We start from the raw sequence: 19310 nt of genomic DNA, 5'->3' as shown, positions 1-19310 counted from the left end.
GGGCCCGGCGACAATGCCGAATGAAGCCGATCCCGGCTCCATAGACCTGCGCCTTGGGGGAGACCGCAAACATGAACCCGCCCAACGAGCCCCGCCGTCCGGGCCGCGACGATCATCCAGCGGGTCCGGGATCGCCGCAGCGACCCGGACGTCCGCAGCCACCCGCGCCGGGCTCGCGGCCCGGGGAACCTATCGATGCGGCGAGACCGACCCTGCCCGGCGGGAGCCGCCAGGGTCCGCCCCCACCGCCCGCGCCACCGCAGCCGCCCGCCGGTGCGCCGCGGCCCGGCGCGATGGACCCGGCCGGACCGACCGTGCCCAAGGGCGGGCGGCAGGGCCCGCCGCCGGTGCCGCCCCAGGCTCCCGGGAATGCCGGTGCTCCACCGCGGCCGGGCGGACCGGTCGGTTCGCCGCAGGATCCGCGCCCGCACTCGGCGCCGGGTGGCGCACCGCGATCGCCCGCCGGTTCCGGCTATCCGGGCCAGGCACCCGTGAGCTCCCTTGGGCCGCAGCAGCATTCCGCTCGCCCGCCGAACGGGAACTACTCGCCGCCCGGCGGAGTGGTCCCGCCGCCCATGGGTACCGAGGTGCTGCCGCAGCCGTGGGCTTCGGATCCGCAGTACGTGGTCGGCGGCGGTTCCGCGCAGGCGCCCGGTGAGGCCGATCGGACCATGCCTGCCACGCTGCCCCCGGCGGAGGCGGCCGCGGCGGCGCTGCCGAGTGCCGCACCGGATCGTGAGCCGCTGCGCCGCAAGGACATTCTGATCTCGGCAGTGCTGTATCTGGCCGGGGTCGCCATGGCCTTCGGCTGGGCCTACGACCTGTTCGCGAAGCTCTTCGACCTGATCCACAATCGCTGCACCGCGAAGAAGGACTTCTCGGTGCAGTGCGTGGTGATCCGCCCACCCGCATCGGCGCTGTGGGGCCTGCTGATCGGTGGTGGCGGCATGTTCCTGGCCCTGGTCGGCGCGCTGGTGCTGGCCTCGGTGGCGGCCATGACGGGCCGCCGGGGCTGGATCTGGACCGCGATCGCGCTGCCCGTGATTCTCGTCGCGGGCGGTGCGGGGCACATCCTGGTCGCCACCGCCGTCAGCTGATGTCCACCGCTGCCGCGCAGCACCCGGCATCCTGGAAGGGTGGCCGGGTGGCGGCGGCCGCCGATCACGGCCGCGGATTGCGTTGTCACCCTGCTGATCTACATCGCGGCGTGTGGTTCGGCCTGGGTGCTGGCGGGTTTCGTGCCCGAGTACCGCGCGCTCGCGGGCTCGGGCGATGACACCCGTTTTCTCCCCTTGGCTTTCGCCGTGGCCTGGCTGGGCATCGGCCCGACCCTGCTGCTGGTGCCGCTGTGGACCCTGCGCGCCGTCCGGCTGCGGCAGCGCGCCTGGTCCACGGCCCTGGTGGCCTTTCCGCTGCTGGCCGAGTCGTGGGTGCTCGGCCTGCTGGCGGCGGTCGTGGCGGTCTCCTGCTAGGCCGCCCGGAGCGGGTCAGAGGCGCTCGTAGATGGTGGCGTTGGCGAGACCGCCTGCCTCACACATGGTTTGCAGGCCGTAGCGGGCGCCACGCTCGTGCATGGCGTGCACGAGGGTGGTGGCCAGCCGCGCGCCGGAGGCGCCCAGGGGGTGGCCCAGGGCGATGGCGCCGCCGTTCACATTGACCTTCGACAGGTCGGCCCCGGTCTCCTGCGCCCAGGCCAGGACCACCGAGGAGAAGGCCTCGTTCACCTCGAACAGGTCGATGTCGGAGAGTTCGAGTCCGGAGCGCTGCAGGACCTTCCGGGTCGCGGGAATGACCGCGGTGAGCATGAGCAGCGGGTCGTCGCCGGCCACGGAGAAGCTGTGCAGCCGGGCCAGCGGGCGCAGTCCGAGCTGGGCGGCGCGTTCACTGGTCATGATGAGGGTGGCGGCGCTGCCGTCGTTGATCTGGCTGGCGTTGGCGGCGGTGATGTTCCAGCCGATCTGCGGGAAGCGGGCCGCCATCTCCTCGCTGTAGAAGGCGGGTCGCAGCCCGGCCAGCGCCTCCAGCGTGCTGCCGACGCGGATGCCCTCGTCGTGCGAGAGCCCGGCGTAGGGGGCGATCTGGGCCTCGAAGGAGCCGTTCTTGGTTGCGGCGGCGGCCTTCTCGTGGCTGGCGAGGGCGAACTCGTCGAGCTGGGTGCGGCTCAGGCCCCACTTGGCGGCGATGAGTTCGGCGCTGATGCCCTGCGGTACCAGGCCCTCCGGGTAGCGTTCGGCGAAGCCGGCGCCCGCGATGTCCTCGGCCCCGATCAGGTTGGCGCCCATGGGAACCCGGCTCATGGACTCCACGCCCGCGGCCACCACGATGTCGTAGGCCCCCGCGATGACGCCCTGGGCGGCGAAGTGGATGGCCTGCTGGCTGCTGCCGCACTGCCGGTCCACGGTGGTGGCCGGGACCGATTCGGGATAGCCGGCGGCCAGGGCCGCGCGGCGGGTGAGGTTGGAGCCCTGCTCGCCGACCTGGGTGACCACGCCGCCGATCACATCGTCGATCAGTGCCGGATCGATCTCGGTGCGCCGCACCACCTCCCGCAGGCTGTGGGCGAGCAGATCGGCGGGGTGCACACCGTGCAGGGCGCCGGTGGCCTTGCCCTTGCCGATGGGGGTGCGGACCGCTTCGACGATGACTGCGTCTCTCATGACGTTCCTTCCAGGCGCGCCGCCCCGGATTCGAGTCCGACAACGGCGTCTGACTTGATCGCTCTAAAGTCAGAGTAGGAGCTGACCATAGTGGAGGCAAGTCAGCGTTGTATGATGTGTGTCATGTCGGCAGTACTGGAGGGAAAACTCAGCGATCTGGGTTCGTGGAAGCCCGAGGCCTGTTCGATCGCGAAGGCGATGGACATCGTCGGGACGCGCTCGGCGATCCTCATCCTGCGCGAGTCGTACTACGGCACGACGCGGTTCGACGGCTTCGCGGCGCGGATCGGCATCACCGACGCGGCGGCTTCCAGCGCGCTGCGCAAACTGGTCGATGCGGGACTGCTGGAGAAGCGGCCCTATCAGGAAGAGGGCAAGCGCACCCGCAACGAATACGTGCTCACCCCGATGGGTCTGGACCTGCTGCCCGCGGTGGTGGCGCTGTGGCAGTGGGGTGACAAGTACCTGCAGGACGGCGCCGCGCCACTGGAGCGGCTCGAGGATGCCACGGGCGAACCCGTGCGCGCGGAACTGCGCAGCGCGTCGGGAAACGAAGTCTCCCTGGAGAATCTGCGCATCCGGGTGAACGACGAATGGCGGCGCAAGCAGGCGCGGAGCCCTCGCGCCCGCAAATAAGGGGGCCCGGGGCTTGGCCCCGGAACCCCCTTGGAACCGGCCGAAGGTCAGTGCAGGCGGCAGCCGTCCTCGGGATGGAAGAAGTACGTGTGGTCCGAGTCGGCGACCAGCGTGAGCCTGGTGCCCTTCGCGGGCGGGTTGCGCCAATCCGCGCGCGCCACAATGGTTTCCCCATCACCGAGGGTGCGGCCGTAGATGTAGGCGTCGGAGCCCAGCTCCTCGACCACATCCACCTCCATGGCGATCCCGGCCCCGTCGCCGACCGAGTCGAGGTGCTCGGGCCGGATGCCGACCACCACCCGCTCGCCGGTGGCCGCCGCCACCGAACGCGGCAGCGGCAGCGGGCAGCCGCCCAGCGTGACCGAGCCATTGCCGACCGGCAGCGTGAACAGGTTCATGGCGGGCGAGCCCATGAAGCCCGCGACGAACAGGTTGGCGGGGTCGCGGTACAGGTCGCGCGGGGAGGCGCACTGCTGCAGCAGCCCGTCCTTGAGCACCGCCACCCGGTCGCCCATGGTCATGGCCTCGACCTGGTCGTGGGTGACGTAGACGGTGGTGGTGCCGAGCCGGCGCTGCAGCTGGGCGATCTGGGTGCGGGTCTGCACGCGCAGCTTGGCGTCCAGGTTGGACAGCGGCTCGTCCATGAGGAAAACCTGCGGCTGGCGCACGATGGCGCGGCCCATGGCCACGCGCTGGCGCTGACCGCCGGACAGAGCCTTGGGCTTGCGGTCCAGGTAGGGCTCCAGGTCGAGCAGCTTGGCGGCCTCGAGCACGCGCTGCTGCCGCTCCGCCTTGGCGACCTTGGCCATCTTCAGCGCGAAGCCCATGTTCTCCGCGACGCTCATGTGCGGGTAGAGCGCGTAGTTCTGGAACACCATGGCGATATCGCGTTCCTTGGGCTCGGCGTGCGTGACGTCCTTGTCCCCGATCAGGATTCGGCCGTCGCTCACCTCCTCGAGCCCAGCGAGCATGCGCAGCGAGGTGGATTTGCCGCAGCCGGAAGGGCCGACGAGAACCAGGAATTCGCCGTCGGCGATCTCCAGGTTCAGGGCGTCGACGGCGGGGTTGGCCGAGCCCGGGTAGAGCCGGGTGGCCTGGTCGAAAGTCACCGTTGCCACGGTTTCACACTTCCCTTCACCGGCAGGAACGTGCCGGACGATCCGTAGTAGAGGGTCGGCCCAGAGCGTAGCGGAGGGGCAGAATGGGGCGCAGTGATCACCGACGGAGGAGCACCTCATGAGCCGACCGATTCGTATCGGAGTTCAGTTGCAGCCGCAGCACGCGCCCACCTACGGATTGATCCGGGACGCGGTGCGGCGGTGTGAGGACATCGGCGTCGACATCGTCTTCAACTGGGACCACTTCTATCCGCTGTACGGGGACCCGGAGGGCGCGCACTTCGAGTGCTGGACCATGCTGGGCGCCATCGCCGAGCAGACCGAGCGGGTGGAGCTCGGCGCGCTGGTCACCGGCGGCGGTTACCGGAATCCGGATCTGCTGGCCGATATGGCCCGCACCGTGGACCACATCAGCAACGGGCGCCTCATTCTCGGTATCGGCGCGGGCTGGTTCCAGAAGGACTACGACCAGTACGGCTACGAATTCGGCACGGCCGGAAGCCGGCTGGCGCTGCTGAAGGATTCCATGGCCCGCCTCACCGATCGGCTGGCCAAGCTGAACCCGCAGCCGGTGCGCGACATCCCCATCCTGATCGGTGGCGGCGGCGAGAAGAAGACGCTGCGGCTGGTCGCCCAGTACGGCGATATCTGGCACAGCTTCTCCGACATCGACGTGCTGCAGCGCAAGATCGGCATCCTGGGCGAGCACTGCGCCGAGGTCGGCACCGATCCCACCGCCATCGAGAAGTCCGTCGCCTGGCCGGGCCTGGATCAGGTGGAGGGCTACGCGGACGCGGGCGTGACACTGTTCACCGTGAGCTCGGGCGGGCCGGACTACGACATGAGCCGGATCCAGGAGGCCGTGGCCTGGCGGGACGGCTTCAATCAGCGTTAGCGACGCGCCTGAACTGTGATGTGCGCCGAATCGGGCCGAGGCTGACTCTGGCCTGGCAGACCACCCCCACTAGGGTGGTCTGCCATGGTTTCTTTGCGGCAGCGCGCAGGTCGTCCCCGGCGCTTGCCGGCCTTGGCGGGAATTGTGCTGGTCGGTCTGCTCGGCATCGCGACGCTCGCGGGCAGTGCCGGTGCCGATGATCGCGATCTGTGTTCGCCGCCCGGCCAGGCCGCGGCCAGCGCCGCACCGACCAATCTGGCCTCCGGGCAGCAGAACGCGGGCGCGGACCGGTTCACCACCGCCACCACCGAGCCGCCGGCCAAGATCGATATCAGCAAGCTGGGCCTGCTGACGCCCGGCAAGCTCAGTGTCGGCACCCTCTCCGACGCGCCGCCGAGCATCTGCGTCAACTCCAAGGGCGTGTTCACCGGCTTCGACAACGAGCTGCTGAAGGCCATCGGCGCGAAGCTCGGCCTGCAGGTGGAGTTCACCGGCACCGAGTTCGCCGGCCTGCTGGCGCAGGTCGCCAACGGCCGCTTCGACATCGGCTCCTCCAGCATCACCACCACCGACGCGCGGCGGCAGCTGGTCGACTTCACCAATGGCTACGACTTCGGCTACTTCTCGCTGGTGGTGCCGAACGGCAGTGCCATCAAGGGTTTCGCGGATCTGCACCGCGGCAATCGGGTCGGCGTCGTGCAGGGCACCGTGCAGGACGAGTACGCCGTCAACGAACTGCACCTGGACCCGGTGAAGTTCCCCGACTACAACACCGCCTACGCGAATCTGAAGACCGGCCAGATCGACGCCTGGGTCGCGCCGTCGCAGCAGGCCATCGGCGCCATCAAGCCGGGTGACCCGACCTCGATCGTGCAGAACACCTTCAGCGTCAACAACTTCACCGCCTGGGCGGTGCGCAAGGGCAATCAGCCGCTCACCGACGCGCTCAATGCCGGGCTGGACGCGGTGATCGCCGACGGCACCTACGCCGAGCTTTACGAGGACTGGGTGCCGCGGGAGCTGCCGCCGGGCTGGAAGCCGGGTTCCAAAGCCGTTGCGGCGCCGCAGCTCCCGGACTTCGCCAAGATCGCGGCCGAGAACGCGGGCAACCGGCCCGACAACAGCGCGGTGCAACCGAAATCCACGGTGCAGCAGCTGAAGGACACCTTCTTCGACTGGTCGCTGTACCGCAAGGCCTTCCCGGACCTGATCAAGACCGGTCTGCCCAATACCTTGATCCTGGCGCTGGTCTCGGGCCTGCTGGGCACCGTGCTCGGCATGCTGCTCGCGGTGGCGGGCATCTCCCGCACTCGCTGGTTGCGCTGGCCCGCACGGGTTTACACCGACATCTTCCGCGGCCTGCCCGCCGTGGTGATCATCCTGATCATCGGCCTGGGCGTGGGACCGGTGGTCAAGAACGTCACCGGCAACAATCCCTACTGGCTGGGCGCGATCGCGCTGGCGCTGCTGGCCGCCGCCTACATCGGTGAGATCTTCCGCTCCGGCATCCAGTCGGTGGAAGCCGGACAGCTGGAGGCCGCCCGCGCCATCGGTTTCGGCTACCGGCAGGCCATGACGCTGGTGGTGATCCCGCAGGGCGTGCGCCGGGTGCTGCCCGCGCTGATGAACCAGTTCATCGCGCTGATCAAGGACTCCTCGCTCATCTACTTCCTGGGCCTGCTGGCCACCCAGCGCGAACTGTTCGCGGTGGGCCGGGATCTCAACGCGCAGACCGGGAATCTGTCGCCGCTGGTGGCGGCGGGCCTGATGTACCTGCTGCTGACGGTGCCGCTCACCCACCTGGTCAACTCCATCGACAAGCGCATGCGCGAGGGCCGTCCCCAGGGCGGGCCCGATCCCGCGGACCCGGTCGAACAGGCCGTCATCACGGAAGGGCGTGGAGCATGAGTGCCTCCCTCACCGGCACCGGCCTGCGATTGACGCTGGGCCGCAACGAGATTCTGCGCGGCGTGGACGTGCACGTGGATGCCGGCAAGACCACCACGGTGATCGGGCCGTCCGGCTCCGGCAAATCCACGCTGCTGCGGGTGCTCAACCGCCTGCACGAACCCGATGCCGGCGACATCCTGCTCGGCGGTAAGTCGGTGCTGGGCGAGAACCCGGACCGGCTGCGGCAGCGGATCGGCATGGTGTTCCAGCACTTCAACCTGTTCCCGCACATGACGGTCGCGGACAATATCGCGCTCGGCCCGCGCAAACTGCACGGCCTGTCCAAGGAGCAGGCGCGCACGCTGGCGCTCCAGCAGTTGGAGGCGGTCGGCCTGGCCGGCAAGGCGGATGTGCGCCCGGCCAACCTGTCCGGCGGTCAGCAGCAGCGGGTGGCCATCGCGCGGGCGCTGGCCATGAAGCCGGACATCATGTTCTTCGACGAGGCCACCTCGGCCCTGGATCCCGAACTGGTCAAGGGCGTGCTCGCGCTCATGTCCGAGCTCGCCGGGGGCGGGATGTCCATGATCGTGGTGACCCACGAGATGAGCTTCGCCCGTTCGGTTTCCGACCAGGTGGTTTTCATGGATCACGGCCAGGTGGTCGAAACCGGCAAGCCCGAGGCGCTTTTCGAGAACGCCGAAACCCCGCGGCTGCGCCAGTTCCTGTCGCAGGTGCTGTGAACGACGCCCGGGGCGGGGATCACCGCGCCTGCGGGCGCGGCTAGCTGCTGCCGCTGAAGGGCATGTTCGCGAAGCGGGCGAAATCACCCTGGGCGCCGCTGTAGACATTGAGGTCCACGGCTCCGCCGATGCCGGGGATATTGCCCGAGCTGGTGGTCTGCCAGAACGTCCACGTCGGCCAGCCGCCCGGCACCTCGGGCTTGTCATTGCCCCGGTAGTCGGCGATCCACAGCGGGTAGCTGGTGAACTGATTGGTGTCGGCCATGGCCGTCTGCCAGAAGCGGGGATAAGTGTAGATGATCGGCATACGGCCGGTCAGGGCCCGGACCGTGTCGAGATAGCGGTGGGTCCAGTCGATGAGCGCCGCGGGCGGCAGTCCGCCGGAGTCCTCGAGGTCCAGCACCGGCGGTAGGTCGAGCATCCCGTTCTGGCCGAGCACCATCGTCGAGTAGAAGGCGGCCTGGGGTTCCGGCGGCAGGTTCGGGCGCGCGAAATGGTAGGTGCCGCGCGCGACTCCGGCCACCCGCATGGCCAGGCTGTCCTGCACGAAGAACGGGTTCACGTAGCTGAGGCCCTCGGTGGCCTTGAGCATGGAGAACTCGTATCCGGCTCCGCGCACCGCGAACCAGTTGATGCCCCCGCCTCCCGGGTGTTGCCAGGAGGCCACATCCGGGCCGTCGATATCGGCGGCCGCCACCCCCACCGGGGTTGCCATGAGGATGCTTGTAGCTGCGACTGTTAGCGCTTTCATCAGGCTGCGTCCGGTCATGCCCCGAAAGGCTAGGCCGATCGCCCACTATGGCCGGGAAGGCAGGGCGGTGATGTTTGCCAATCGTTAACTCGAATCAGCCCAGCCAGTCCAGCACCGACGCGGCGGTCCAGGACTGCTGCATGCTGCCCAGCGGCTCGCCGGTGAAGGGCTCGTAGTACTCCGCGAAACTGCCGTCGCTGGCCTGCCGCAGCCCCTCGGCGCGCAGCATGAACGAGCGTTCCGCCCAGCCGCGGCGGGCGAAGACCCAGGAGAACAGCCAGCTGATCACCGGCCACACCGGCCCGCGCCAGTACTCGCGTGGGCGGAAGTCCCTGGACACCGGGGACGTCGAGGGCGGCAGCGCGTAGCGCAGATCCGGATGCCCGCACCAGCGCGGGCCCTCGAACAGGCGCAGCAGCCGCCGTTCGGCATCGCGCGGCAGTCCGCCGCTGAGCAGCGGCGCGAAGAGGGCCAGGGTCTCGGTGTCGATCCACTGGTCCGCGCGCACATCGAAGTCGCGCGCCGCGCCGGTGCGGGCGTCGGTGGTGGCGACCACGCCCGCGCGGAAGTAGTCGGCCCACTCGTAGAGCTCGCGCACATCCGCGTGCGGCTGCTTGTAGTCCTCGCCGATATTGGCCAGCACATCGCAGGCCAGCGCGAAGATGGCGGTCACGAACACGTCCTCGACCGCGAAGCTCATGGTCGAGGCCAGCTGGTAGTCGTCGTAGCCGGCCCGGCGCATCTGCTCGACCAGCCACAGGTAGCGGTCGTACTCGCGGTCCGAGGGCCGCTGCGTGGGATCGCCCACCACCTGGGTGTCCGCGCGCTCGTAGGGCGGCAGGTCCGGACCGGGAATCACGTTCTCGTAGGCGCGATCCCAGCGCGGCGAATTGTCCATGCCGGATTCCCAGCCGTGGTACAGCGTGATCCGGCCGTGCTGCTTGGGGTCACGGGCATAGGCCAGCCAGCGGTGCCAGCGCATGAGATCGGGCCAGCGCCGGTTCAGGAAGTCCTCGGCGACCGCGCGGGTGCTGCGGCCGTGCCGGCGCGAGTGATCCAGAATCCGTTGCACCGCAATGGCATGCACGGGCGGCTGGGTGATGCCCGAGGTGTCCGGGCCGTCGGGGGCGTCGGCGGCCAGGCGGCGGCATTCCCAGCGCGCGGGTCCGGGGAAGTAGCCGTCCACGCCATTGGCGAAGACGATGTGCGGGATCATCCCGTTGCGCCACTGCGCCGAGAGCAGGGTGTCGAGTTCGAGCGCGGCGCGCTCCACGCTGAGCGGGGCCAGGCCCACCGCCACGAAGGCCGCGTCCCAGCTCCACATGTGCGGATACAGCTTGGGCGCGGCGCTGGTCATGGTGCCCAGGTCATTGCCGCGCAGCAGGTAGGCGGCGCGGGCCGCGAGCTGGGTGGGCGTGAATCCCGGGTGTGTCATCGCCCTATTCTGCGCCCCCACCCGCAGGTATGCGCGATGGACGGGTGGGTCCTGATCGCCAGATTGCACTTCGTTCGCCTTCTCGTGGATCAGCTAGCGGTGGTGTGCCCGACCGGAGCATCGCGGGCCGAGGTAACGCGGTTACGGTCATCACATGGCGAATTCCGCGAAGTCCAGCACCGACCAGCCGACCGCGCTGATCACCGGAGCCAGCCGGGGGCTCGGCGCGGCCATTGCCCGCGAACTGGCGCCCACGCATCGGCTGCTGCTGGGTGCGCGCACGCCCCGGGCCCTGGAACCGATACTGCGTGAACTGCCCGGCAGCGCCGGATGGCCGGTGGATCTCACCGACTACGCCGCGGTAGCGCGCGCTGTAGCGGGCATCGAACGGCTGGATGTACTGGTGCACAATGCCGGAATCGCCGACCTGGGAACGATAGCCGATTCCTCGGTGGCGCAGTGGCGGAATACGTTGGAAGCCAACCTGATCGCGGTCGCGGAGTTGACCAGGGTGTTGCTGCCCGCGCTGCGCGCCGCCAACGGCCATGTGGTGCTGATCAATTCGGGGGCCGGGCTGCGGGCCAATCCGGGCTGGGGCGTGTACGCGGCCAGCAAGTTCGGGCTGCGCGCTTTCGGCGACGTACTGCGCCTGGAGGAGCCCGCGCTGCGGGTGACCTCGGTGCATCCCGGGCGCATCGACACCGACATGCAGCGCGAGATCATCGCGGGGGAGGGCCGCGAGTACCGGCCGGGCGAATTCCTCAGAGCCGAAACGGTTGCCCGCGCCGTACGGCAGGCCGTCGAGACCCCGAGTGACGCGCATCCCACCGAAATCGTGCTGCGTCCCATCCCACACTGAGAGCAGCCTTAAATTCGGTCCTGAATTTCAATCATTTCGCACAGAATTGGTGCCCAGTTCACGGCGCGTAGATATAACGGATAGGCCTTGCGAGGGAGGCGAGGCCGAGAAATATATATCTTCGGAGTGAACGACAGAGATGGATAGACGACAGCTGCTCATGATGCTCGCGGCGGGCACTGCGGCGGCGCTGACCGGCTGCTCCGCGGAGTCCGGCCCCTCCCACAAGGTGACGCCACGCATCAGCGGACCCGCCGGAACACCGTCGGCGGCACCGACTCCGAAGGTGCTCGCCGCGCCGCCGGCCGCACAGAAATCCCGCATTCCCGCCGGGACGATTACCGGATTGCCCGGCACCGGCAACGATTTGGCACTCACCGTCGACGACGGCGCCGATCCGGCCGTGGTCGGCGCGTATATCAAATTCGCCAAGGACACCGGGGCGCGGTTCACCTTCTTCGTCACCGCGAATTACGACTCCTGGACCACGCACCGGGCCGAGCTGCGGCCGCTGGTGGACGCCGGGCAGATCCAGCTGGGCAATCACACCTGGGACCACCCGGATCTCACCAAACTGTCCGCCACCGAGGTGGCCACGCAGCTCACCCAGGCAAAGACGTTCCTGCGCAACACCTTCGGCGTGGACGGGACGCCGTATTTCCGCCCTCCCTACGGCCGCCACAATGCTACGGTCGACAAGGTGGCAGCGGATCTCGGATACACCGTCCCCACCATGTGGTACGGCTCGCTGTCCGACTCCGGTGTCATTACCGAGGACTATCTGATCGAGTGTGCGCGAAAGTATTTCAACGCACAGGCCATTGTCATCGGACATGCCAATCATCCCGCCGTGACGCACTGCTACGACCGTCTGGCCGAGATCATCCGGGAGCGCAACCTGTCCATGGTGACGCTCAACGATGTGCTGGTCTCGCCGACGTAGCCGGTTTTCGCTGGGGGAGCGGAAGTTTTCAACCGTAGTGAATTGAATGAGGGTCGCAATGGACAGACGACGGCTGCTGACGATGCTGGCGGCGGGTACGGCCGCCACCCTGCTGGGCACGGGCGAATCGCGCGCCGACTTCCCCTTCGACACCGGATCCGGCAGCGGAATCATTCCCCAGCTGCCCGGGATACCGCAGGTGACACCGGATTTCGGGCCCAAGACACCCATCGGGCCGGGCACCATCACCGCGCTGCCTGGCGCCGGAAACCATATGGCGCTCACCATCGATGATGGCGCCAGTTCCGAAACCATCCGTGGCTTCATCGATTTCGCCCGGGACACCGAGGCTCGGCTGACCTTCTTCGTGACCGCCTACTATCCGGGCTGGCTCGACCACCGGGATGTGCTGCGCCCCCTGGTCGACTCGGGTCAGGTGCAGCTCGGCAACCACACCTGGGACCACCCGGACCTGACCAAGCTGTCCGGCGGCGCCGTCGCCGACCAGCTCGAGCGGTGCAAGGACTTCCTCTGGAACCAGTACGGCACCGACGGCACGCCCTACTACCGCCCGCCCTTCGGCCGCCACAACGGCAGCGTCGACGCCGTCGCCGCCGACTGCGGCTACACCGTCCCGACCATGTGGTATGGCACCCTGAACGACACCAATCCGGTGATCAACGACGGCATGCTCCTCGATGCCGCGCGCCAGTGGTTCCGGGCCCAGTCCATCGTCATCGGTCACGCCAACCGGCCGACGGTCACCCACCTCTACGACCAGCTCACCGACATCATCCGGGAACGCAGCCTGCAGCTGGTGACCCTCGACGACGTCCTGATCCCGCCCCGGTAGGACTGCGCCGCACACGCATTCGGCCCGGTGCGCACCGCGCACCGGGCCGAACGCCGGTCACCTCAGGCGACGATGTTCACCAGGCGGCCGGGCACCACGATGATCTTGCGCGGCGCCTTGCCGCCCAGCAGTTCCGCGATCTTCTCGTCCGCCAGCGCGGCGGCTTGGACCGCGGCCTGGTCGGCGTCGGCGGCGACGCTGACGCGGCTGCGGACCTTGCCGTTGACCTGGATCGGGTACTCGACCGAATCCGCCACCAGCAGTGCGGGATCCGCGACCGGGAAGGGGCCGTGGGCCAGGGCCGTGGTGTGGCCCAGGCGTTCCCACAGTTCCTCGGCCACGTGCGGGGACATCGGGGCCAGCATCAGGACCAGGGGCTCCACCAGCGCGCGGGGCGCGCCGTCGCCGTAGTTCTTGGTCAGGAAGTTGGTCAGCTCGATGAGCTTGGCGCCCGCGGTGTTGTCGCGCAGGTTGGCGTAGTCGTCGTCGACACCGGCAATGGTCTTGTGCAGCAGGCGCAGGGCCTCGGCCGACGGCTCGCCGTCGGTGACCTTCACCGCGCCGGTCTCCTCGTCCACCACCAGCCGCCATACCCGCTGCAGGAAGCGGTGCGCACCCACGACATCCTTGGTGGCCCAGGGCCGCGAGGTGTCCAGCGGGCCCATCGCCATCTCGTAGAAGCGGAAGGTGTCGGCGCCGTACAGATCGCACATCTCGTCGGGGGAGATGGCGTTCTTCAGCGACTTACCGATCTTGCCGTACTCCTGGAAGACCTCCTCCTCCACGCCGGAGGCATTGGTCCAGAAGAACTTTCCGTCCCGCTCCACGATCTCCGCGGCCGGCACGTAGGCGCCGCGCGCGTCGGTGTAGGCGTGGGCCTGGATGTAGCCCTGGTTGAACAGGCGGCGGTACGGCTCGGAGCCGGACACGTCACCCAGGTCGAAGAGCACCTTCTGCCAGAAGCGCGCGTACAGCAGGTGCAGCACCGCGTGCTCCACGCCGCCGACGTACAGGTCCACGCCGCCCGGATCCTTCGGGCCGTGCTCGGCCGTGCGCGGGCCCAGCCAGTACTGCTCGTTCTCGGGGGCGCAGAAGATTTCGGTATTGGTCGGGTCCGCGTAGCGCAGCTGGTACCAGGAGCTGCCCGCCCAGTTGGGCATGACATTGGTGTCGCGGCGGTACTTCTTGACGCCGTCGCCCAGGTCCAGTTCGACGTGCACCCAGTCGGTGGCCTTGGCCAGCGGCGGGGACGGCTCGGAGTCGGCGTCGTCGGCGTCGAAGGTGACCGGCGCGAAGTCGTCCATCTCCGGAAGACGCACCGGCAGCATGGATTCCGGCAGCGCGTGCGGCGCGCCGTCCTCGTCGTAGACGATGGGGAACGGCTCGCCCCAGTAGCGCTGACGCGCGAACAGCCAGTCGCGCAGCTTGTACTGGACGGTGCCCCTGCCGTGGCCGTTGGCCTCCAGTTCGGCGATCACCTTGGCCTTGGCGGACTCGATGTCCATGCCGTCGATGTAGCCGGAGTTCACCATGACACCGTCACCGGCGTGGGCCCCCTCCGCGACATTGCCGCCCGCGACGACCTCGATGATGGGCAGGCCGAACGCGGTGGCGAAGTCCCAGTCGCGCGGGTCGTGGCCGGGGACGGCCATGATCGCGCCGGTGCCGTAGCCGCTCAGCACATAGTCGGCGATGAAGATCGGCACGCGCGCGCCGTTGACCGGGTTGGTGGCGTAGGTGCCCAGGAAGACGCCGGTCTTCTCCTTGTTCTCCTGCCGCTCCAGATCCGACTTGGCGGCGATCGACTTCCGGTAGGCCGCAACGGCTTCCGCGGGGGTGTCGGCGTTGCCGAGGGTCCAGCGCGCGTCGGTGCCGGACGGCCAGGTGGCGGCGGTCAGCTTGTCGACCAGCTCGTGCTCCGGGGCCAGCACCACGTAGGTCGCGCCGAACAGGGTGTCGGGGCGGGTGGTGAAGACCTCGATCAGATCCGCGCCGGCCTCGAACTTGACCTGCGCGCCCCGCGAGCGGCCGATCCAGTTGCGCTGCATGGCCTTCACGTTCTCCGGCCAGTCCAGCTCGTCCAGGTCGTCGACCAGGCGATCGGAGTAGGCGGTGATACGCATCATCCACTGCCACAGGCGCTTACGGAACACCGGGAAGTTGCCGCGCTCGGAGCGGCCGTCCGCGGTGACCTCCTCGTTGGACAGCACGGTGCCCAGGCCCGGGCACCAGTTGACCATCGAATCCGTCTGGTAGACCAGGCGATGGGAGTCGATGGCGGCATTGCGCTCGGACCGGGACAGCTCGTTCCAGGCGCGGCCCGCGACGGCTTCCCGCTTGCCGGCCTCGAATTCTGCGATCAGATCGGCGATCGGGCGGGCCTTGCCCAGGCCCGTGTCGTACCAGGCGTTGTAGATGCGCAGGAAGATCCACTGCGTCCACCGGTAGTACTCGGGATCGGTGGTGGCGAAGGTGCGGCGGCGGTCGTGGCCCAGGCCCAGGCGGTCCAGCTGCCGCTGCATGGTGGCGATATTCGCCATGGTGGTGTCGCGCGGGTGCGCGCCGGTCTGTACCGCGTACTGCTCGGCGGGCAGGCCGAAGGCGTCATAACCCAGGGCGTGCAGCACATTCCGGCCGTGCATGCGGTGGTAGCGGGCGAAGACATCGGTGGCGATGTAGCCCAGCGGGTGACCGACGTGCAGGCCCGCACCCGACGGGTACGGGAACATGTCCTGAATGAACAGCTTGTCGGCCGGGGTCTCGCCCTGCAGCGGACCGACCGGGTTGGGCGCGTAGAAGGTACCGCGCTGCTGCCAGTTGCCCTGCCACTTCTGTTCGATGCGGCCGGCGAGGTCGGCGTTGTAGCGGTGTGCGGGAACGTCGCCGCCCCCACCCGCGGTCGCGGTGGGTGTTTCGGATGCACGGGTGTCCTGCACGGTCCTGCCTTCTGTCCAGCCAATCCCCGATAAGGTCGCTCACCAGGGTAAAACGTGGCCTCACCCGAGCCCAAAAAGGGTAGGGGTACCGTTTACCGGGTGTTCGTCGTGGCGCTGATCCTCTTTGTCCTCGCGGTTGTGGCCGTGGTCACGGGCGTGCTCGGATTCACCGGGACGCTGCCGGGCAACCGGTATTTCGGGGTGCACTCCGAGGCCGCGGTGAAGACCGAGGAATCCTTCAAGCTGGCCAACCGGGTGGCCGCGCCGACCTCCGTGGTGGCGGGGCTGCTGCTCGCGGCCGCCGGTGCGGTCGCGCTGGTCGCCGGCGGCATCGCGGCCCTGGTCGTGGCGGTGGTGGCCGTGGTCATCGCGGTGTTCACCCTCGGTGCCGGTGCGGCCGCCGCCGAGAAGGCGCTCGCCACCGCGTTCCCGGAGGAGAAGGTCGGCGGCTGCGGCAGCGCCTGCGGCGCCTGCTCGCTGCGGGACGCCTGCGAGACCGCCTAGGCCTCAGTTCGCCAGCGACCTGCGCATCCAGATGTGCGGGATGCCCGCGTCCATGCCGATCTCGCCGTACGCCTCGTACCCGAGCTTCTCGTAGAAGCCCTGCGCGTGGGTCTGCGAATGCAGTTCGACCGCGCCCAGGCCGCGTTCGCGCACCCGCTCCTCGATGGCCCGCACCAGCGCCACGCCGAGCCCGGTGCCGCGCGTGTCCGCCAGCACCGCCAGCCGTCCGAGCACCCCGACACCGTCCCGCACGATCAACCGCCCGGCCCCGGCCGGCCGGCCGTCCAGCCGGGCCAGGAAGTGGTCGGCCGTCTCGTCGAGTTCGTCGATCTCGACGTCCGCGGGCACGCCCTGCTCGTCCACGAAAACCTTCATGCGCACCGCGTAGGCGTCGGCTAGTTCCTGCTCGGTGCTGACGGTGACGACTTCGATCATGGGCCCAGCTTGCCTCAATGATCCGGGTCACTTGCCGAGGGTTCGCCGGCGCACGCGGGCGGCGGGATGCTGCGCGCGAGCAGGTTCCCCTTCGGATTCACGTACAAGACGGTCAGTTTCACCGGTCGCGGGCCGCTGTTGCGGGCCAGGTGCGCGTGCCCGGGACCGCTCGGCTCCCGGAAGACCCGCCACGGCCGGATGGTGACCGGGGTGCAATCGGCCTTCGGATGATCGAGCGCACCGCCGGTGACCAGCACGAACAGCGTCCCGTCGTGGTAGTGCCACCCGGACTGCCCGCCGGGCGCGAGGACCGTCTGCCGCAGCACGAAATCCCAGCGCGCCAGCCCGAATCGAAGCAGGATCCGGCTGGCCGTCCGGGTCGCCGGAGCCGGGTTCGGCCGGTAGCCGTGGTGTGGATCGCGCGTGAGAAAGGCCACCCACGCATCATCGTCCACGGCCGCCGGGCCACCGTGGCCGCCTGCCGGGTCGCGGCCGCGGATCGGGTAGTCCGAGGTCGCGGGCGAAGGCGGCGGCGTCCTCGCTGGTGGTGGTCTTCGGCCGGGTGCGCGCCCAGTCCAGGTAGCGGGACCGGAAGTCGGGTCCGGCGGCCTGCGCCAGGCGCGGGAACCGCCGCGCCACCTCCTCGGCCCGCTTGTGCAGCAGGCCGTGTGCGGTGGCGGCGAGATCGTCCGTGTCGAATCCGGGCGGCGGCTGCGCGCCGGCGACCAGCGCGCGCACCACGGCCGCCTGTTGCTCGGCGAGTGTCCCTGTCGTCCAGGGCGATTCGATGGTCATGCCGGGATCGCCTCCGGGCGCAGGGTGATGGGCGGGCGGCCGGAGGCGGTGGCGATGGCGTTCAGTTCGGCGGTGAGTTCGGCTGCGGGCGGGTAGTTTCCGTCGCGTTCCAGCATGAGGGGGACGGCGCGGCCGGCCGTGAATTCGGCGACCAGGGCCAGCACCTCGGCGGGGACGGGATGGACATGGGTGTCGATGTAGCGGCCGCCGGATTCGTGGCCGCCCGCGATATGGCAGTAGGCCACCCGCTCGGCGGGCAGGCGCGACAGCTCCGTGAGTGGATCACGTGACGTATTGCGGGCATTGGCATAGACATTCGCGATATCGAGCAGGAGATGGACGCCGGTGCGCTCGACGAGCTCCTGCAGGAATTCCGCCTCGGTGTACTCGGCGTGCGGCCATTCGAACAACGCCGCGATGTTCTCCACCGCCAGCGGCACATCCAACTGCCGGCTCGCGCGAAAGATATTGCGTTCCAGAACATCCAGCGCCTCACGGGTGCGCGGCACCGGCAGCAGGTGCCCGGCCTCCAGGCCGCCCGCGCGCACGAAGGCGATATGCTCGCTCACCAGCGGCGAACCCAGGGCCCGCGCGCACTCGGCGAGATGGGCGACCCGCCGGTCGTCCACCGCCTCCGCACCACCCAGCGACAGCGAAATACCGTGCGGCACCGCGGGAATGCCCCCGGTCACCAGCGCGGCGAGTTCCTCGGGCACGTCGACGCCGGGCCGGGATCCGCGGCCGCGCCGGAGGAACGCGCCGCCCCGGCCGCCGGAATCCCTGGGCGCCAGCGTTTCCGCGATGACCTCGCAGAATCCGATGCCCTCCAGCGCCGCCACCAGACCGCAGATCTCGCGCCGCCAGCCGATTCCCAGCGATCCCCCGGGAAGTGGTGAACCGGTCATCCGCCGCAGCCTCCTCCGCAGCTGCTGCCGCAACTGCTACTGCTGCCGCAACTACTGCCGCTGCTGCAACTGCTACTGCCACTGCTGCAGGAGCTTCCGCTGTCACTGCCGCAGGAGCTGCCGTCACTACCGCCACCGCCGCCACCTGCCACCACGCTGGCTGCCCCCGCGAGCGCCGGGTCGAGGGTCCACAACACCAGCCCGCCGTAGAGCGCGACGGCGAGTGCGGCACTGTCGGGTCCGTAGGCGGAATAGGCGGGCGAGTTGGCGGGCCGCAGGTGCCGGTTGCCGGCCTGGGCGGCGGCGAGGGCGTCGCGGCCGCGCTGTGTCAGGCGCGGCGGCCGGCCCACCACGACGGTGACGATCGCCAGCACGATCATGGCGAACACCAGGAAGCCGACCGCATGATGGGTGGCCGCGCCCGCGATCAGCCGGACCAGTCCGAGCACGAGCAATACGAAGAGCGGAAACCGCGCTGTCCGCAGGGCTTTTCGCTGCTTCTCGCCGAACAGATAGCCGCGCTCGGTGAGGTCGCCGCGCATCGCCATCGACGCCCCGGCGGTTCCCACGAGCATGCCGGGCATGCGCGCCTGCCCGGACCTGTGCAGGTGCGCATGCAGCGTGCGGGAGATCGGATCCAGCTGCTGTTCCTCGGCGGCGGTCAACGGCCGGACCGGCGCGCCGGTGGAGTCGATGATCTGGTGGCCGCGCAATTGTGCCAGCCCGGCCAGCACCGGACGCCGGTCGTCGACCAGCATGGCGGTTTCGCTGGGGCGCAGCGGCCCGGCCGGCGGCCAGGCCGGGTCGACCGCGCGCATCACCGCCGCGCGTCGTGCGTAGCCGAATGCGATGGCCGAAAGGCCGGCGAGGACATAGAACAGGAGGAAGGCCGGGCCGGATATCCCCCACGTATCGGTTGCGGCCGCGGCCGCGTCGGTCCGAAGGACCATGGCGATTC

The 19310-nt window shown here is 69.3% G+C and carries 20 protein-coding genes; 10 read left to right on the top strand and 10 right to left on the bottom strand.

Translation table 11 applies throughout. From position 1 onward, the window contains the following. The first annotated feature begins 575 nt into the window (after positions 1-575). Positions 576-1097, top strand: coding sequence for a hypothetical protein (locus tag ACFXKA_RS27990; RefSeq protein WP_379429555.1), 522 nt, complete (start codon positions 576-578; stop codon positions 1095-1097). A 39-nt stretch (positions 1098-1136) separates the two neighbouring features. Then, on the top strand, positions 1137-1472 hold the full coding sequence (locus ACFXKA_RS27985) for a hypothetical protein (RefSeq protein WP_379429554.1): 336 nt from the start codon (positions 1137-1139) through the stop codon (positions 1470-1472). Positions 1473-1487: 15 nt separating this feature from the next. Here the strand turns inward: ACFXKA_RS27985 and ACFXKA_RS27980 are convergent, their stop codons facing one another. Next, positions 1488-2657, bottom strand: a complete 1170-nt coding sequence (locus tag ACFXKA_RS27980) for a thiolase family protein (RefSeq protein WP_379429553.1) — start codon at positions 2655-2657, stop codon at positions 1488-1490. Between the two features lie 123 nt (positions 2658-2780). On the opposite strand from ACFXKA_RS27980, the gene ACFXKA_RS27975 reads away from it, so the two are divergent. Next, complete coding sequence (locus ACFXKA_RS27975; RefSeq protein ID WP_379429552.1) at positions 2781-3293, top strand: winged helix-turn-helix transcriptional regulator; 513 nt, start codon at positions 2781-2783, stop codon at positions 3291-3293. Positions 3294-3340: 47 nt separating this feature from the next. On the opposite strand, the gene ACFXKA_RS27970 is transcribed toward ACFXKA_RS27975, so the two are convergent. Next, positions 3341-4411 (bottom strand): ABC transporter ATP-binding protein, encoded by a 1071-nt coding sequence (locus ACFXKA_RS27970; protein WP_379429551.1) that lies wholly within the window; start codon positions 4409-4411, stop codon positions 3341-3343. 118 nt (positions 4412-4529) lie between these two features. Between ACFXKA_RS27970 and ACFXKA_RS27965 the strand changes: the two genes are divergently transcribed. The 3 genes from ACFXKA_RS27965 to ACFXKA_RS27955 all read left to right on the top strand — a co-directional run bounded on the left by ACFXKA_RS27965 (position 4530) and on the right by ACFXKA_RS27955 (position 7936). Further along, on the top strand, positions 4530-5306 hold the full coding sequence (locus ACFXKA_RS27965; RefSeq protein WP_354841073.1) for an LLM class F420-dependent oxidoreductase: 777 nt from the start codon (positions 4530-4532) through the stop codon (positions 5304-5306). An 84-nt stretch (positions 5307-5390) separates the two neighbouring features. Next, positions 5391-7214, top strand: a complete 1824-nt coding sequence (locus ACFXKA_RS27960; protein WP_379429550.1) for an ABC transporter substrate-binding protein/permease — start codon at positions 5391-5393, stop codon at positions 7212-7214. Further along, positions 7211-7936, top strand: coding sequence for an amino acid ABC transporter ATP-binding protein (locus ACFXKA_RS27955; protein ID WP_379429549.1), 726 nt, complete (start codon positions 7211-7213; stop codon positions 7934-7936). The genes ACFXKA_RS27960 and ACFXKA_RS27955 overlap by 4 nt, the downstream gene beginning before the upstream one ends. 40 nt (positions 7937-7976) lie before the next feature. Here the strand turns inward: ACFXKA_RS27955 and ACFXKA_RS27950 are convergent, their stop codons facing one another. Then, positions 7977-8687, bottom strand: a complete 711-nt coding sequence (locus ACFXKA_RS27950) for a glycoside hydrolase family 25 protein (protein ID WP_379429577.1) — start codon at positions 8685-8687, stop codon at positions 7977-7979. Between the two features lie 94 nt (positions 8688-8781). After that, positions 8782-10122 carry a glycogen debranching protein gene (locus ACFXKA_RS27945; RefSeq protein WP_354841085.1) on the bottom strand — a complete coding sequence of 447 codons (1341 nt, stop codon included), beginning with the start codon at positions 10120-10122 and terminating at the stop codon, positions 8782-8784. 154 nt (positions 10123-10276) lie between these two features. On the opposite strand from ACFXKA_RS27945, the gene ACFXKA_RS27940 reads away from it, so the two are divergent. The 3 genes from ACFXKA_RS27940 (at position 10277) to ACFXKA_RS27930 (ending at position 12777) form a co-directional block, all read left to right on the top strand. Beyond that, complete coding sequence (locus ACFXKA_RS27940; RefSeq protein ID WP_379429548.1) at positions 10277-10981, top strand: SDR family oxidoreductase; 705 nt, start codon at positions 10277-10279, stop codon at positions 10979-10981. Between the two features lie 139 nt (positions 10982-11120). Beyond that, a complete protein-coding gene (locus tag ACFXKA_RS27935; protein WP_379429547.1) occupies positions 11121-11924 on the top strand; it encodes a polysaccharide deacetylase family protein in 804 nt (267 codons plus the stop codon). 58 nt (positions 11925-11982) lie between these two features. After that, positions 11983-12777, top strand: a complete 795-nt coding sequence (locus ACFXKA_RS27930) for a polysaccharide deacetylase family protein (protein ID WP_379429546.1) — start codon at positions 11983-11985, stop codon at positions 12775-12777. Positions 12778-12839: 62 nt separating this feature from the next. Here the strand turns inward: ACFXKA_RS27930 and leuS are convergent, their stop codons facing one another. Further along, a complete protein-coding gene (gene leuS, locus ACFXKA_RS27925; RefSeq protein WP_379429545.1) occupies positions 12840-15713 on the bottom strand; it encodes a leucine--tRNA ligase in 2874 nt (957 codons plus the stop codon). 99 nt (positions 15714-15812) lie between these two features. Here leuS and ACFXKA_RS27920 point away from each other — a divergent pair, with 99 nt between their 5' ends. After that, entirely contained in the window at positions 15813-16217 is a 405-nt protein-coding gene (locus ACFXKA_RS27920; RefSeq protein ID WP_364609458.1) for an SdpI family protein, read from the top strand. Between the two features lie 3 nt (positions 16218-16220). Here ACFXKA_RS27920 and ACFXKA_RS27915 read toward each other — a convergent pair whose 3' ends face one another. From ACFXKA_RS27915 to ACFXKA_RS27895, 5 genes are read right to left on the bottom strand one after another with little or no spacing between them, the layout of a single operon-like run. After that, the gene (locus ACFXKA_RS27915; RefSeq protein WP_379429544.1) at positions 16221-16652 is read right to left on the bottom strand and encodes a GNAT family N-acetyltransferase; all 432 of its coding nucleotides are present in this window, start codon (positions 16650-16652) and stop codon (positions 16221-16223) included. A gap of 14 nt (positions 16653-16666) precedes the next feature. Beyond that, on the bottom strand, positions 16667-17089 hold the full coding sequence (locus ACFXKA_RS27910) for a hypothetical protein (RefSeq protein ID WP_379429543.1): 423 nt from the start codon (positions 17087-17089) through the stop codon (positions 16667-16669). Between the two features lie 7 nt (positions 17090-17096). Then, positions 17097-17447 (bottom strand): hypothetical protein, encoded by a 351-nt coding sequence (locus tag ACFXKA_RS27905; RefSeq protein WP_354841108.1) that lies wholly within the window; start codon positions 17445-17447, stop codon positions 17097-17099. Further along, on the bottom strand, positions 17444-18352 hold the full coding sequence (locus tag ACFXKA_RS27900) for a DUF692 domain-containing protein (RefSeq protein WP_379429542.1): 909 nt from the start codon (positions 18350-18352) through the stop codon (positions 17444-17446). Before ACFXKA_RS27900 ends, ACFXKA_RS27905 begins: the two co-directional genes overlap by 4 nt. Then, on the bottom strand, positions 18349-19302 hold the full coding sequence (locus ACFXKA_RS27895) for a TIGR04222 domain-containing membrane protein (RefSeq protein WP_379429541.1): 954 nt from the start codon (positions 19300-19302) through the stop codon (positions 18349-18351). The genes ACFXKA_RS27900 and ACFXKA_RS27895 overlap by 4 nt, the downstream gene beginning before the upstream one ends. Between the last annotated feature and the right edge of the window lie 8 nt (positions 19303-19310).

The organism is Nocardia sp. NPDC059228, assembly GCF_042754245.1.
GTDB lineage: Bacteria > Actinomycetota > Actinomycetes > Mycobacteriales > Mycobacteriaceae > Nocardia.
This window is presented reverse-complemented; position numbering and strand designations above follow the sequence as displayed.

Excerpts from the sequence above, each read along its gene's own strand:
- ACFXKA_RS27990 (WP_379429555.1), top strand. The coding sequence starts at position 576 with ATGGGTACCGAGGTGCTGCCGCAGCCGTGGGCTTCGGATCCGCAGTAC.
- ACFXKA_RS27980 (WP_379429553.1), bottom strand. The coding sequence starts at position 2,657 with ATGAGAGACGCAGTCATCGTCGAAGCGGTCCGCACCCCCATCGGCAAG.
- ACFXKA_RS27975 (WP_379429552.1), top strand. The coding sequence starts at position 2,781 with ATGTCGGCAGTACTGGAGGGAAAACTCAGCGATCTGGGTTCGTGGAAG.
- ACFXKA_RS27965 (WP_354841073.1), top strand. The coding sequence starts at position 4,530 with ATGAGCCGACCGATTCGTATCGGAGTTCAGTTGCAGCCGCAGCACGCG.
- ACFXKA_RS27960 (WP_379429550.1), top strand. The coding sequence starts at position 5,391 with ATGGTTTCTTTGCGGCAGCGCGCAGGTCGTCCCCGGCGCTTGCCGGCC.
- ACFXKA_RS27955 (WP_379429549.1), top strand. The coding sequence starts at position 7,211 with ATGAGTGCCTCCCTCACCGGCACCGGCCTGCGATTGACGCTGGGCCGC.
- ACFXKA_RS27950 (WP_379429577.1), bottom strand. The coding sequence starts at position 8,687 with ATGAAAGCGCTAACAGTCGCAGCTACAAGCATCCTCATGGCAACCCCG.
- ACFXKA_RS27945 (WP_354841085.1), bottom strand. The coding sequence starts at position 10,122 with ATGACACACCCGGGATTCACGCCCACCCAGCTCGCGGCCCGCGCCGCC.
- ACFXKA_RS27940 (WP_379429548.1), top strand. The coding sequence starts at position 10,277 with ATGGCGAATTCCGCGAAGTCCAGCACCGACCAGCCGACCGCGCTGATC.
- ACFXKA_RS27935 (WP_379429547.1), top strand. The coding sequence starts at position 11,121 with ATGGATAGACGACAGCTGCTCATGATGCTCGCGGCGGGCACTGCGGCG.
- ACFXKA_RS27930 (WP_379429546.1), top strand. The coding sequence starts at position 11,983 with ATGGACAGACGACGGCTGCTGACGATGCTGGCGGCGGGTACGGCCGCC.
- ACFXKA_RS27915 (WP_379429544.1), bottom strand. The coding sequence starts at position 16,652 with ATGATCGAAGTCGTCACCGTCAGCACCGAGCAGGAACTAGCCGACGCC.
- ACFXKA_RS27905 (WP_354841108.1), bottom strand. The coding sequence starts at position 17,447 with ATGACCATCGAATCGCCCTGGACGACAGGGACACTCGCCGAGCAACAG.
- ACFXKA_RS27900 (WP_379429542.1), bottom strand. The coding sequence starts at position 18,352 with ATGACCGGTTCACCACTTCCCGGGGGATCGCTGGGAATCGGCTGGCGG.
- ACFXKA_RS27895 (WP_379429541.1), bottom strand. The coding sequence starts at position 19,302 with ATGGTCCTTCGGACCGACGCGGCCGCGGCCGCAACCGATACGTGGGGG.